Origin of the sequence: Mesorhizobium onobrychidis (assembly GCF_024707545.1) — a bacterium.
Classification (GTDB): domain Bacteria; phylum Pseudomonadota; class Alphaproteobacteria; order Rhizobiales; family Rhizobiaceae; genus Mesorhizobium; species Mesorhizobium onobrychidis.
On sequence record NZ_CP062229.1, the window covers coordinates 5936308 to 5949262 of the forward strand.

General features: G+C 62.6%; 11 protein-coding genes and 1 pseudogene. 5 read left to right on the plus strand and 7 right to left on the minus strand.

Annotated elements, in window-relative coordinates; all coding sequences use genetic code 11:
- Window positions 1-228 precede the first annotated feature (228 nt).
- From IHQ72_RS29310 to IHQ72_RS29330, 5 genes and pseudogenes are all read right to left on the minus strand, one after another.
- Window positions 229-513 (minus strand): annotated as a pseudogene (locus IHQ72_RS29310) (GIY-YIG nuclease family protein).
- 414 nt (window positions 514-927) lie between these two features.
- A complete protein-coding gene (locus tag IHQ72_RS29315) occupies window positions 928-1914 on the minus strand; it encodes an NAD-dependent epimerase/dehydratase family protein (RefSeq protein ID WP_258118968.1) in 987 nt (328 codons plus the stop codon).
- Between the two features lie 172 nt (window positions 1915-2086).
- A complete protein-coding gene (smc, locus tag IHQ72_RS29320; protein ID WP_258118970.1) occupies window positions 2087-5545 on the minus strand; it encodes a chromosome segregation protein SMC in 3459 nt (1152 codons plus the stop codon).
- Window positions 5546-5662: 117 nt separating this feature from the next.
- Window positions 5663-6391 (minus strand): DsbA family protein, encoded by a 729-nt coding sequence (locus IHQ72_RS29325; RefSeq protein WP_258118971.1) that lies wholly within the window; start codon window positions 6389-6391, stop codon window positions 5663-5665.
- Between the two features lie 130 nt (window positions 6392-6521).
- Entirely contained in the window at window positions 6522-7022 is a 501-nt protein-coding gene (locus tag IHQ72_RS29330; protein WP_095486155.1) for a DUF721 domain-containing protein, read from the minus strand.
- 55 nt (window positions 7023-7077) lie between these two features.
- On the opposite strand from IHQ72_RS29330, the gene mutY reads away from it, so the two are divergent.
- Both mutY and IHQ72_RS29340 read left to right on the plus strand, forming a co-directional pair.
- The gene (gene mutY / locus IHQ72_RS29335; RefSeq protein ID WP_258118983.1) at window positions 7078-8262 is read left to right on the plus strand and encodes an A/G-specific adenine glycosylase; all 1185 of its coding nucleotides are present in this window, start codon (window positions 7078-7080) and stop codon (window positions 8260-8262) included.
- A gap of 45 nt (window positions 8263-8307) precedes the next feature.
- Complete coding sequence (locus IHQ72_RS29340; protein ID WP_258118985.1) at window positions 8308-8919, plus strand: HAD family hydrolase; 612 nt, start codon at window positions 8308-8310, stop codon at window positions 8917-8919.
- Window positions 8920-9141: 222 nt separating this feature from the next.
- Here IHQ72_RS29340 and IHQ72_RS29345 read toward each other — a convergent pair whose 3' ends face one another.
- Window positions 9142-9936 (minus strand): transporter substrate-binding domain-containing protein, encoded by a 795-nt coding sequence (locus IHQ72_RS29345; protein WP_258118986.1) that lies wholly within the window; start codon window positions 9934-9936, stop codon window positions 9142-9144.
- A 182-nt stretch (window positions 9937-10118) separates the two neighbouring features.
- Between IHQ72_RS29345 and IHQ72_RS29350 the strand changes: the two genes are divergently transcribed.
- Both IHQ72_RS29350 and vapC read left to right on the plus strand, forming a co-directional pair.
- The gene (locus IHQ72_RS29350) at window positions 10119-10331 is read left to right on the plus strand and encodes a type II toxin-antitoxin system VapB family antitoxin (RefSeq protein ID WP_258118987.1); all 213 of its coding nucleotides are present in this window, start codon (window positions 10119-10121) and stop codon (window positions 10329-10331) included.
- Window positions 10328-10717: a type II toxin-antitoxin system VapC family toxin gene (gene vapC / locus IHQ72_RS29355; RefSeq protein WP_258118989.1), complete on the plus strand. Its 390-nt coding sequence runs from the start codon at window positions 10328-10330 to the stop codon at window positions 10715-10717. The genes IHQ72_RS29350 and vapC overlap by 4 nt, the downstream gene beginning before the upstream one ends.
- Window positions 10718-10920: 203 nt before the next feature.
- On the opposite strand, the gene IHQ72_RS29360 is transcribed toward vapC, so the two are convergent.
- A complete protein-coding gene (locus IHQ72_RS29360) occupies window positions 10921-12054 on the minus strand; it encodes a site-specific DNA-methyltransferase (protein ID WP_258118991.1) in 1134 nt (377 codons plus the stop codon).
- Window positions 12055-12226: 172 nt separating this feature from the next.
- Here IHQ72_RS29360 and IHQ72_RS29365 point away from each other — a divergent pair, with 172 nt between their 5' ends.
- Entirely contained in the window at window positions 12227-12916 is a 690-nt protein-coding gene (locus IHQ72_RS29365; RefSeq protein WP_258118993.1) for an HAD family hydrolase, read from the plus strand.
- Window positions 12917-12955 lie beyond the last annotated feature (39 nt).

Genomic DNA, 12955 nt, shown 5'->3' on the forward strand with positions numbered 1-12955 from the left:
CTAGTGGCTCTGCACAGTGATTTTGACAGGTCGGGGCCGATCGGCAGCGACCGCCGGTGGTTTCTGTCAGTCGCCAATCTCGATGGCAAATCGCAAACCTTGGAGATTGGCCAAACACCCCTCCACTTCGTCATCCTAGGGCGGAGCAAGGAGCGAAGCGACGCGGCGCAGACCCTGGGATCCATTCCGTTACCTCGCGGCAGTGCTCCGGCGGACCAGAACCGAACGCTACCAACCGGTTCCGCGAAAAAGCTCGAACCACTCTGGGTTGGTCTTCTCGATCAGTTCGATCCTCCATTGGCGCGGCCAACGCTTCAGCGACGTCTCGCGCTGGATGGCGTCGCGAAATGTCGAATTGTTCCGCGTACCAGACCAGACGCTGCACGCCGTAGCGGCTGGTGAAGCGCGAGCCCTGGCCGGATTTGTGCTCCGGTAGGCGGCGGCCGAGATCGTTGGTGACGCCGAGATCGTGCCGCGCTTCCGGCTCGCGGTCATATAGGCATAGCCGGTCATGGTGGAAGGGTAGCTGGCGCCGTCGCGGATGCAAGCGCCGTTCTGGGCCGCTGCATTCTTCTGCTGATGTCACGGAATGGATCCCAGGGTCTGCGCCGCGTCGCTTCGCTCCTTGCTCCGCCCTAGGATGACGAAGGCGCAGGGGCTTACGGCTAATCGCAAATGTTGGAGATTGGCGGCTGGAGGCCGGCCGGCAACGTCCGTCGACAATCCCTTTCAGGCTCAGTCCGAGAACCAAATCCTCTGTGCAGGGGAACTAGCCGATAGAGCGACTGCTTGCGACAGTTCCCAAAAAATTCAACCGATACTGTTGATGCCACTGTATTAATTGCGAAATTTAAGCAGAGACTGCGGATCGAGGCCCTGGGACCGTAAATGAAGAAAGGTGCCGGAACGACGACCCGCAGGCCGCAGTCACGTTGTCGGCGATCTCTTAGCCCATTCGGACCGGTACCAGTCGACAAATCTCTTCAGCCCATCTTCAATTGAAACACTCGGCTTGAAGCCGAAATCGCGCTCCAGCGCAGTCATGTCGGCATAGGTCCGCTCGACGTCGCTGCTCTGCATCGGCTCGCTGTGGCGGATCGCCTTTACACCTAGCAGTCTTTCCAGATTGTCGATGAAATCGCCCAGCCGCACCGGCCGGTTGTTGCCGACATTGTAGAGCCTGCTCGGCGGAACTTCAGCCGATGGCGGCTTGTCGAGCACGGCAACGACCGCCCTCACCACATCGTCAACATAAGTGAAATCCCGCCACATCTCGCCATTGTTGAACACCCGGATCGGCTTGCCTTCGAGCATCGCCTTGGTGAATATCCAATAGGCCATGTCGGGCCGGCCCCAGGGGCCGTAGACGGTGAAAAACCGCAAGCCGGTCTGCGGCACCCCGAAGAGATGGGCGTAGGTATGGCTCATCAATTCATCTGACTTCTTGGTGGCGGCGTAGAGAGAGACGGGCCTGTCGACCTGATCGGCCTCGCTGAACGGAACCTTGCGGTTGCCGCCATAGACCGAACTCGACGAGGCATAGACCAGATGCTTGAATGCGGGCTGCGCGCGACAGAATTCGAGCATCTCGAGATGGCCGACAACATTGGAACGGACATAGAGCCTCGGATTGTCGAGTGAATGGCGCACGCCCGCCTGAGCGGCGAGATGGACAATCCTGGTTATGCCTTGCCCGGCCAAAGCGTCGGCAAGAGCGCCCTGTTCGGCGATGTCGATCTGGTGAAATGAAAAATCCTTGTGAGGCTGCAAGCGGGCGAGACGCCCATTTTTAAGCGCCAGGTCGTAATAGTCGTTCATATTGTCGACGCCGACGACCGCTTCACCCCTGCTCAGGAGATGACGGCAAACATGGCTGCCGATGAACCCCGCGGCTCCGGTGACAAGTACGGGCAACAAGGTTCTCCATGCATTGCTGGCACATGACCGCGAAATCGAGATCGACTTCGGAAAGGATCATGCACAATATCAAAACGCTACATCCGAATGAACGGAACCGACCTAGTCCAATTCGTGCTATAGCCGAAAGCCCCAACAGGCGCTACCGACAAGCCTTACTGTCGACGCTTCAGCTCGCCTCGCGCAGGGCCTCGGCCGCCTGCAGGTCGACCGACACGAGCTGGCTCACGCCCTGCTCGGCCATGGTGACCCCGAACAGCCGGTTCATGCGCGCCATGGTGATCGGGTTGTGCGTGATGATGACGAAGCGCGTCTCGGTGGTGGCGGCCATTTCGTCCATCAGATTGCAGAAACGCTCGACATTGTGATCGTCGAGCGGTGCGTCGACTTCGTCAAGCACGCAGATCGGCGCGGGATTGGTCAGGAACACGGCGAAGATCAGCGACATCGCCGTCAACGCCTGCTCGCCGCCGGAAAGCAGCGTCATCGTCTGCGGCTTCTTGCCGGGCGGTCGCGCAAGGATTTCGAGGCCGGCCTCGAGCGGATCGTCGGATTCGATCAGTTGCAGTTCCGCCGTGCCGCCACCGAACAGATGCGAAAACAGCCGCTGGAAATGGCCATTGACCACGTCGAAGGCAGCCAGAAGCCGTTCGCGGCCTTCGCGGTTCAGGCTTTGGATTGCCTGCCGCAGCTTGCGGATCGCCTCGATGATATCCTCGCGTTCGGAAACGATCCTCTCCAGCCGGTCGGACAGTTCCTTCTGTTCTTCCTCGGCGCGGAGATTGACGGCGCCCAGCCGCTCGCGCTCGATCTTCAGCCGGTCGAGCTGACGCTCGATCTCAGTCATCTCCGGCATCGGGCTGTCGGCCTCCAGGCCGGTGTGGCGGATGACCAGATGCGGCGGCGTGTTCAGCGTTTCCTGGACGCGCGCCTCGACCTCCAGCCGTCTTTCGTCGGCAGCGGTCAGCCGCTCTTCGGCGCGGACGCGGGTTTCGCGCGCTTCGGCCAGCGACTGGATCGCTGATGTCGCGGCCTTGTCCAGTTCGGACTGCTTGTTCTCCGCTTCCTGCAAGCGGTCGCCCGCCGCCTGGCGCAGGCTTTCGGCCTCGGCAAGCTGCGACAGCAAAGCGCGCCGCTTGGCGTCGATCTCGTCGGGTGCGTCGGCCAGTCTTTCACGTTCGGCCTCGGCCTCGGCCTTGCGTTCGCCGAGCGCTGCGATCTGCGTCGAGGCGTTTTCGGCGCGCTCCAGCCAGTTGCGGCGTTCCGTGCCGATGGCGTCGAGGCGGCGCGTTCGCGCCTCGGCTTCCCGCCTCAAGCCTTCATGGACGGCGCGGGCATCGGCAAGGGTGGCGCGGTCGCGAGCAACGTTGGCGGCCGACTGTTCGAGCTGCAACTGCAGATCGCCGAGATCGGGAGCGCTTTGCAGCAGCATCTCCGCCTCGACGAACGCCGCAGCCGTCTCTTCATGGCTGTCGACGATGCGCGCGCGGGCTTCGTCAAGTGCGGCGCGTCGGCTCGACAGCTCGCCGCCGGCCTTCTCCGCCTCGGCCAGCGCGTTGCGGGCGGCGTCCAACCCATGCTGGGCATCACGCCCGGCCTGGCGGGCGTTGCGCTCGGCCTCGCTCGCCCGGGCAAGCGCCTGCTCGGCATGGGCAAGAGCCTCTTCGGCCTGGCGCAGGATGCGGGTCGCGTGGACCGCCTCGGCATCGAGCTCGGCCAGCCGGTTTTTCTGCGCCAGCCGCTGCGCGGCCGCGGTCGGCGCGTCGGCGCTGGCGGTGAACCCGTCCCAACGCCACAGCGCCCCTTCGCGGCTGACCAGCCGCTGCCCGGGCGCAAGCAGCGCCTGCAGCCGCTTTCCGTCGCCCGCCTCGATGATGCCGATCTGCGCCAAGCGGCGGGCCAGTTGCGCCGGCGCGCGGACCACACTGGCAAGGCTCTTGATGCCTTCGGGCAAAGCGGCGTCGCCGGGCTGAATCTCGCTTTGGCCCCAATGCACCGGCGCGCTGCCGTCGAGCGGCACGTCGAGATCCTCGCCAAGGGCTGCTCCCAGCGCCGTCTCATAGCCTCGTTCGACGCTGATCTGCTCCAGGACGGAGGGGAAGAGGTCGCCGCTCGCGGCATTCAGGATCTTGGCCAGCGTGCGGGCCTCGGTTTCGATCCGCGCCAGCTCGGCCTTTGCATCCTGAACCGGCGGGCGGGCGGCACTTTCCGCCGTGCGCGCCTCGGCGACTGCCTGTTCGGCGGCGATCGCCGCGGCTTCGGTCTCCTCGAGCAGCGCCACGGCCTGTTCGACCAGAAGCTGCTTCTCGGCGGGATCGGGCAGGCCGGCGACCCTGGAGGCGATGTCGGACAACTCCCGGTCGACATCGGCGAGCTGGCGGGCGAAACGGTCGCGGCGCTCAGCGGTGTCGCGCAGCGTTCGTTCGATCTGGTTGCGGGAGGCGGCGGCCTCCGCCCGTTCGGCGGTCAGCCTGGCGAGTTTGGCTTCACTGGCGGCAAGCGTCGACGCCGCCTGTTCGACCGCCGCGCGGGTGCTGGCCTCGCGCTCGGCGGCGCCGGCGTTCTCGGTGTTGAGCGCGGCTTCTTCGGCGGCGAGGCGTTCAAGAATATCCGCATTGTCGCGGACCATCCGCTCCTCGCGAACGATGTCACCGTCGAGCTGCTGGAGCCGGCGGTCGAGTTCCAGTTGGCGGGCGCGGATGCGGCCCGCTTCTTCCTCGATCTGCGTCTTGGCGATCGACAGGCGCTGGAAGGCGGCAGCGGCGGCGGCTTCCGCGTCGCGCAGCTCCGGCAACCGGTGGGCGCCGATCCCTTGCTCCCTGGCGGCAGCCATCTGGGCGGCGGCGCGATCGCCGACAAGTGCCGTGGCAATCGCCAGCGCCGAGCGCGCCTCGCCTTCCTGTGTTTTGGCCAGCGTCCAGCGCAGATGCAGCAGCGTCGCTTCAGCCTTGCGGATATCGGCCGACAGGTTCTTGAAGCGCGAGGCCTGGCGGGCCTGGCGCTTCAGGCTTTCGATCTGGCTTTCCAGCTCGCCGACGACATCGTCCAGCCGTTCCAGATTTTGTTCGGCCGCCCTCAGACGCAGTTCGGCCTCGTGGCGGCGTGTGTGCAGGCCCGAAATTCCGGCCGCCTCTTCCAGCAGGGCGCGGCGCGCCTGCGGCTTGGCCTGGATCAGCTCGCCGATGCGGCCCTGCCCGACCATCGAGGGCGAACGCGCGCCGGTCGATTGGTCGGCGAAAAGCAGCTGCACGTCCTTGGCGCGGGCTTCCTTGCCGTTGATGCGGTAGAGCGAACCCGCCTCGCGCTCGATGCGGCGCGAAACCTGCAGTTCGTCCGCGTCGTTGAAGGCCGAGGGCGCGCTACGGTCGCTGTTGTCGAGGAAAAGCGTGACTTCGGCGGTGTTGCGGGCCGGACGCGTTCCAGAACCGGAAAAGATGACGTCGTCCATGCCGGACGCGCGCATGTTCTTGTACGAGCTTTCGCCCATCACCCAGCGCAGCGCCTCGACAAGGTTAGACTTGCCGCAGCCGTTCGGCCCGACGATGCCGGTCAGGCCGCGTTCGATGACGAACTCACCGGGTTCGACGAAGGACTTGAAACCGAGCAGGCGAAGGCGCGAAAACTTCATTCGCGCCGCCCCATAAGCGGGTTCCGCAAAAGTGTTCCGCGGTGTTGCGAACAGAACCCGCGGCACAACAAAAAGTCGCGCACGCCGAAGCGCAGCCGCTTCGGCGCTGCCGAAACGTCAGAGCAGAGGGTCGATAATGGCCGAGATTTCCTCAATCGACAGCGCCCCCTTGTAGGTCTTTCCGTTGATAAAGAAGGTCGGCGTCGAGTCGACCTTGAATTCATCGGCGCCGCGCTTTTGGACCGATCTCACATCGTCCAGAAGTTTCTGGTCCGTCAAGCAGGCCTCGAAGGACTCCTGTGTAAAACCGGCCATCTTGGAGATTTGCAGCAGGGCGTCCTTGGTATTGGCGACACCTGCCCAGTTCGCCTGCTGCCTGAACAGAACGTCCACCATCGGGAAATAATTGTCTTTGGAGCAGCGCGCCAGCATGAAACCAGCCTCGGCGCTCGGGTCGAACGGAAATTCGCGCAGGATAAGGCGTGCCTTGCCGGTATCGATATATTTCGTCTTCAGCTCCGGCAGGGTGGTTTCGTGGAAATGCGCGCAGTGCGGGCAGGTCATCGAGGCATATTCGACGATGGTGACCTTCGCGTCGTCTTTGCCCAATTGCTCGTCGGGTAGCGCGCCGGGTTTCAGCAAGGCCGCCATGTCCACCGTGCCCTGGGCCTCAGGCGCCTTGGCCGCGGCCGGAGTGGCCGGCTTCATCGGATCGGCGGGGGCCGCAGGTTTCACATCCTCCGCCACGGCTTTGTCACCCGAGTCGCTGCAGGCGGCGAGCAGAGCCACCGCCGGAATGGCGGCCAGCGACGACAGGAGGTTTCTGCGGGACAAAAGACGGGTCATACGAATCACCTGACAATGGTTGGATTTTGCAATGCAAAGGCTAGAAAAGGCGAGAGTTGGCGCGAATTAAGGCATCGCCGTCCCCATTCCAATCGCCAAATCTTGGGTACGCGATCACGAAAGCGCGAGATTATACTTTCTTTTGACCGAGAATGGTGGCGCCGAGCCGCTCCAGCGAAGCGCGCAGCCCGTCATCCTCGATCATTCCGACAGTGCCTGACAACTTCACCTTCTCGGCCGCGGTCAGCGGCCGAAAGCTTGGTTTAGGCCGCCCTTTGTCCGCCGTCACCGGCTTTTGCACGATTCTGATCCGGCCGATAGCGTTGAAGCCGAGGAAGGCGTTGACCCTGTTGATGATCTCGCCGGTCTCGTGCTGCAGATGGAGGGCGGCCATGCCTTCGCAGGCGATGACCAGCACCGCCGGCTCGAACGGATCATCTTCATGCATGCGGCGCGGCCACTGGATCTTTTCAGGGCGCGAACGGCTGGCAAGCCGCGGCCCGGCAATCTCCTCCCATGACTGGACGAGCCCGATCGACATGCCGGCCCGCTTGCGCAACACCGGATCGAGAATCTGGGTTGCGAGATCACTCACCGGAACGGGATTGCCGAAGGGCCTTTTCCCTGCCATGTGCGTTCTCCAGTCACGACCTTCACCACGCATCGGTTAGGCCAGTCCTCGATCAATGGCACTGCACGACCAGACCCGCAAGACCGCATCCGGAGTTGGCAGCAAAGCCGCATCTGGGGACAGCGGCAGAGCCGCGTCTGGAGACAGCGGCAGAGCCGCGTCTGGAGACAGCGACCACATCGCGTCCCGCCTGCTTGGCTGGTACGACGCGCATCACCGCGACTTGCCGTGGCGCATTGCGCCGCGCGAATTGGCACGCGGCATACGGCCCGATCCCTACCGCGTCTGGCTTTCCGAAGTTATGCTGCAGCAGACCACGGTCGAAGCGGTAAAATCCTATTTCCGGGCTTTTGTCGAGAAATGGCCTGATGTCGAGGCGTTGGCCGCCTCACCGACCGAAGATGTGATGAAGGCCTGGGCCGGGCTCGGCTATTATTCCCGCGCGCGCAATCTCAAGGCCTGCGCCGATTTCGTCGCACGGCAAGGTGGCAGGTTTCCGGATACGCAAGCTGGCTTGAGAGAACTGCCCGGCATCGGCGCCTACACGGCGGCTGCGATCGCGGCGATCGCCTTCGACCAGCCCGCCGCGGTCGTCGACGGCAACGTCGAGCGGGTCGTTTCCCGGCTGTTTTCGATCGTCACGCCGCTGAGCGAAGCCAAGGGGGACATACGCACCTATGTCGAGCGCATGGTTCCAGCGACCAGACCTGGCGATTTCGCTCAGGCAATGATGGATCTCGGCGCGACGATCTGCACGCCACGGCGACCGCGTTGCATGCTGTGCCCGCTGCGGGAGGATTGCAGCGCCACTGTTTCAAGCGATCCCGAGCGTTTCCCTATCCGCCTGCCGAAGGGTGAGAAACCATTGCGGCGCGGGGCTGCCTTCGTTGCCGTACGTGACGACGGCGCCGTTCTTTTGCGCAAACGTGCGGATAAAGGCCTGCTCGGCGGCATGACCGAAGTACCGACGACCGGCTGGACCGCGCGGATCGACGGCGCCACCACGGACGCGGCGGCGCCCTTCCCCGGCAACTGGAGGCCAGCCGGCCGGATTGGCCATGTCTTCACCCATTTCGCGCTCGAACTCGACGTCTTCAAAACGATGACCGATGGCGCCGCCCCTGCGGGGCATTTCTGGTCGCTGGCCCATGAAATTTCCGGCGAAGCGCTGCCCACTGTCATGAAAAAGGTAATCGAAGCGGCGATACCGGGCGCGACGAAGAAGCAGCGCGCACATTGAATCGCCCACATCGCCTCACATTGAATTGCGTTGACGAGGACAAGAATGACCGAAATCCGCCACATCGTTTTCGACATCGGCAGAGTGCTGATTCACTACGATCCGAACTTGCCCTTCAGCCGATTGATCCCCGACGCCGAAGAGCGGAAATGGTTCTTCGACAATGTCTGCACGCATGACTGGAACATCGAGCAGGACCGCGGCCGGACCTGGGAAGAGGCCGAGGCTCTGCTGATCGCCCAACACCCGGACCACGCCGAAAACATCCGCAACTTCCGCCGCCTCTGGCACGAGATGGTGCCGCACGCCTATGACGACAGCGTCCAGATCATGGACAAGCTGATCGAGAGCGGCCACGATGTGACCATGCTGACCAATTTCGCCGCCGACACGCTTGCCGAAGCCCGGCAGCGTTTCGATTTTCTCAACCGACCGCGCGGTGTGACCATTTCGGGCGAGATCGGCATGATCAAGCCGGATCGTGGCATTTACGACCATCACGTCGCCGCGTTCGGCCTCGAGCCCGCGGCCACGCTGTTCATCGACGACAGCCAGAAGAATGTCGACGGCGCCAAGGCGGCCGGCTGGCAGTCGGTGCTGTTCACTGACGCAAAGACGCTCGAGGCGGACCTCGATCGCCTGGGGATCAGAGTGTGATCACTGCGACGGGCCTGACCGATAACCCGCTTCAACATGGCGGATTGCAAAAGGATCCGTAGTCAGGCCCAGTACAATCGGGTGAGTTAACAGGTGGCGAAGCGCGCAACGGCTGAATCTGTGTTTGTCCTCTCAAGCTGATGGACAAGACGGCATGTGATGGTGGTGCAGTCGCTGAGACGCGCGCTCCACGGCGCTGCTATCGGATCGCGTCGTCGGGCGCTACTTGACGTGAGAATCGTAGATGCGGTCGAACTCACCCGTCGCCTTGGCAAGATGAAGCCACTGGTCGACATAGGCCTTGAAGACGACGGCACCCTCAGGAAGCATATAACCCATTTCGCCATATTGGAGCGGCTTCTCGGGGTTGATCGCGCAAAGGCCAGGGTGGAGTTTCTCCTGCAGCTCGGTTTCGACCGATTCGGCGATCATAATATCGGCTTTGCCGTCAAGAATTTTCTGGAAGATCGTGACATTGTCCGGGTAGATCTCAATTTTAGCGTCACTGAGTTTTTCACGCACGAATTTCTCGTTGGTCCCGCCGGGATTAACAATCACAGTCACATCCGGCTTGTCGATGTCGGGAATCGACTGGAATTTCGCCTCGTCCTCGCAGCGCGCAATCGGCGCCTTGCCGTTGACGAGATAGGGTTCGCTGAAGAACACCTGCTTCTGGCGTTCCAGGGTCACCGAAATGCCACCCATCGCGATGTCACACTTACCGGTTGTAAAATCGGCCAGCAACGTTTTCCAGGTAGTCGCCACGAAGTCCGCCTCGACCCCTAGTGAACTTGCCAGAGATTTTGCGAGATCGATATCGATGCCCTGGTAATTGTTCGCGGTCTTGTCATGAAAGGTGAAGGGCTTGTAGTCGCCGGTCGTACAAACGCGCAGCTTGCCGTCCTTGATAATCGCATCAAGCTGGTTTTCTGCGCCGGTGTGCTGCGCAATCGCCGGAGGGGCCAACAACGCCATGACGAGGGCGGCGGCGACAAACGGCGAGGCAAGAGCTTTCATGGAATTGGTCTCCGTTGGATAAGGGAATCAAGCATTCGAGAAACGGTGGGCAAGGTCAATAACTCTTCCTGGGGAATCGCTCACCGTAATCCCTCCGACGGGGCGGCTTTCGTTTGTGACGGCTTGTTGGTCAGGAGCAGAATGTGTGTATTTAGTCCAATCTATACACATCGAGAATCACCATGCGAACCAACATCAAACTCGACGACGAATTGATCGCGGAGGCCATGGCCGCCTCCGGTCTCAAGACCAAGAAAGCGACGATTGAGGCGGCACTGCGCACTCTGGTGCGCCGGCACCGGCAGGATATGGCTATCGCCGCCCTTGCTGGCGCCGGCTGGGAGGGCGATCTTGACGCCATGCGGGAAGGCCGTTCGCCCGATCGGCATCGATGATCGTCGTCGACAGTTCCGTGTGGATCGCCCATCTCCGCAATACGGACAGCGTCTCGGTCGGTAAGCTCAGACATCTCGATGACACTCAGGAGATTCTGGTCGGAGACTTGATCCTGCTGGAAGTGCTACAAGGCGCGCTCAACGAACCGCATGCCCAACTGATTGAGCGGAACCTCCGACAATTCGCCATTGTGCCGATGCTGGATCCGGCGACGGCAGTCGAAGCTGCCCGAAACTACCGCATGCTCCGGCAGCGGGGCATCACCATGCGCAAGACAATCGATATGATTATCGGCACATTCTGCATCCAGGGCGGACACGCGCTGTTGCATGATGAACGAGACTTCGACCCGATGGTTCGTTACCTCGGTCTGCGACTCGCGTGATCGTGAGATTCCAACCGGCGAGCGCTGGTCTTTCCTCCACAGGTGTGTGTGTGGCATCATCGGTCGAGGCGATGCGACGAGCGGAATGACGAAGACCCGACGACGGCATTGGCGGAGCGCGTCGCGGCACTTCTCGGTCGAGAAATCGCGATCCTGCTTCCTTCCGGGAACGATGTGCAACGAGACCGCTGTAGCGGTTATTGTCAGGCCCCTGCCCGCTCCATGCCGAGGCGGGCGATACGGCGAAGCTCGTCGATCGGGGTCAGGCCGCCGCTGCGCTCATAATGCCAGAAGGTCCAGCCGTTGCAGGCATCCAGCCCCTGAACCTCCGCACCGATCTTGTGGATCGATCCGGCGCTGTCGCCGACCGCCACCGTGCCGTCGGCGCGCACCCTGGCCGCCCAGCGTTTCTTGGCGTCATAGAGCGTGGCGCCCGGCAGCATCAGCCCGGTGTCGATGAGGCTGACGAAAGCAACGCGCGGCTCGGCGCGCTTGCCGGTAAGCACGGTAAGATCAGCCCGATCCAGCGGCCGGACTGCATCGATGCGCTCATTGGCGGCGTCGATATAGGCCTGCTCGCGCTCGATGCCGACGAAATGGCGGCCGAGGCGCTTGGCCACCGCGCCGGTGGTGCCTGAGCCGAAGAAAGGATCGAGCACGATATCGCCGGGCTTCGTCGAGGCCATCATGATGCGGGCGAGCAGCGCTTCGGGCTTCTGCGTCGGATGCAGCTTGTCGCCATTTTCGTTCTTCAGGCGCTCGCTGCCGGTGCAGATCGGAAACAGCCAGTCGGAACGCATCTGGATGTCGTCGTTCGACGCCTTCAGCGCTTCATAGTTGAAGGTGTAGCCCTTGCCCTTCTGATCGCGCGAGGCCCAGATCATCGTCTCATGGGCATTCTGGAAACGGCGGCCGCGGAAATTCGGCATCGGATTGGTCTTGCGCCACACGACGTCGTTGAGGATCCAGAACCCCAGATCCTGCATCTTGGCGCCGACCCTGAAAATGTTGTGGTAGGAGCCGATGACCCAGATGGTGCCGTTGGGCTTCAGCACGCGGCGCGCCGCCAGCAGCCAGGCCCGGGTGAAGGCGTCGTAGACCTCAAAACTCGCGAACTGGTCCCAGTCGTCGTCGACGGCATCGACCTTGGACTGGTCGGGCCGGTGCAGATCGCCGTCGAGCTGCAGATTGTAGGGCGGATCGGCAAAGATCACGTCGATGGATTTTTCGGGCAGCCGGTCGAGCGCGGCGACGCAATCGCCCTTCAGGATCGTATCCAGCCATTCGGATTGCTGGGGAGCATGGGAAAGCTCGTCGAGAAGACGCACGGCAGACATTGTTACACCCAAAGCACGCGTTACTGTTTACTCCCTGTTATGGTTACCGATCAGCGTAAATATTCGGTGAAGGCCGAGGGTGCGGACCCCGGGTAATTTGCGAAGATCGGCCTGTTGGTGTATGCCGCGCCGCCTGAACCGTCCCAGCCTCCCTCCCGCTTTCCGGATCGCTATGCCCCAGCCAGACCTTGTCATCTTCGATTGCGACGGCGTGCTCGTCGATTCAGAAATCATCGCCGCGCGCATCGAAGCCGAGCTTTTGACGTCGGCCGGTTACGAGATATCGGCCGAGGAGATTTCCGAAACCTATGCCGGGCTGACCTTCAAGGACATCATGATGCGGGTCGAGGAAAAGTCCCGCATCCCGTTCCAGGCTTCACTGATCGACCGGGAGGAAGAATTGGTCGACCGCAGGCTGCGCAGCGACGTGCGCGCCATCGACGGGGCGCACGAGGCGGTCGCCGCGGTGACGGCGCCGCGTTGCATCTGCTCGAATTCGCGCACCGAGCGGATCGAATTCATGTTGGAGAAGGTGCGTCTGCTGCCGTTTTTCACCGGCCGGATTTTTTCGTCGCTGGAAACGCCGGGCGGAAAATCCAAGCCGGCGCCCGACGTGTTTCTCTTTGCCGCGGAAAAGCTCAAGGCCGACCCGGCGAACACCTTCGTCATCGAAGATTCCGTGCACGGCGTGACCGGCGCCAGGACAGCCGGCATGCGTGTGATCGGCTTCACCGGAGCGGCGCACAGCTATCCCGGGCATGCCGACGCGCTGACCGAGGCCGGCGCCGAAACGGTCATCCGCCGCTGGGCGGAACTGAAAAGCGTGATCGCCGCCCTGTCGGAGTGGTCGGCGGATGCGTGAAGCAGGCGTCCAAATGGACGCGCAGCTCCAAAGCTGCGG